2 protein-coding genes are annotated in these 795 nt (G+C 44.0%); both read left to right on the top strand.

Annotated elements, in window-relative coordinates; translation table 11 throughout:
* On the top strand, positions 1-256 hold a 256-nt coding region (locus tag ACYVTD_RS14620; protein ID WP_461248448.1), incomplete at its 5' end, for a hypothetical protein.
* Between the two features lie 116 nt (positions 257-372).
* On the top strand, positions 373-795 hold a 423-nt coding region (locus ACYVTD_RS14615), incomplete at its 3' end, for a YdcF family protein (protein WP_461248447.1).

The raw sequence follows: 795 nt of genomic DNA, 5'->3' as shown, positions 1-795 counted from the left end.
ATTCAATACCGTCAATGGTGATATTCTGCCACCAGCCAAGCTCGTGCACTTCCTTCACGCCGTAAAAGAGTTTCTAGAGGCGGCGAAGGAAACAAAAGCGAAGGTTTCTATTCCGATGCACTTTGGCGTTATCAGCCTTAGCGACGAGCCTCTGCTTTATCCGTTATATGAAATTGACAACGCGATTAAACAAAATCCTGAACTCGCCAAAAGCGTTCTTCCGTTAAGGGTAGGGGAATATACGAGGATACAATGATATTTCTTTCCAAAGTATTTACATATTTAATACTTCCCCCGGGATGTTTTATCGTTGTCCTTTTCGTTGTTGTTGTTTTATTGCCGCAAAAAAAGAAATTATTTCCGTTTCTTGCGATGTTATTTTTATATTTATTGTCGATACAGCCCGTTTCCGATTTGCTGTTGAAACCCTTGGAAAACTCGTATCCGCCATTGTCGTCCGAATTTAAAAAAGACTGGCCGCAGGCCGTCGTGATTTTAGGCGGCGGAATAATACAGGGATCGCCTGAAGCGGGTGCGGGGAACGATACCCTTACTTCGGACGCGATAAAAAGGGTTCTGTACGCGTATTCGGTTCGAGACACATATAAAGTTCCCTATATTTTTTCTGGCGGAAAAACTTTTGAATACGGACAGGATACGGAAGCGCTTACGGCGGGCAGGCTGTTCGTCTCTTTGGGGTTTCCCTTTGAGCGGCTTATTCTGGAATCGAGAAGCCGTAATACGTGGGAAAATGCGAGGGAAACCTCGTTGTTTGGATTTAGAAAGGTTATTTTG

The sequence above is a fragment of the Treponema sp. R6D11 genome (assembly GCF_054786075.1).
The sequence above is the reverse complement of the archived record's forward strand: the minus strand, read 5'-3'. Positions and strand labels throughout refer to the sequence as shown.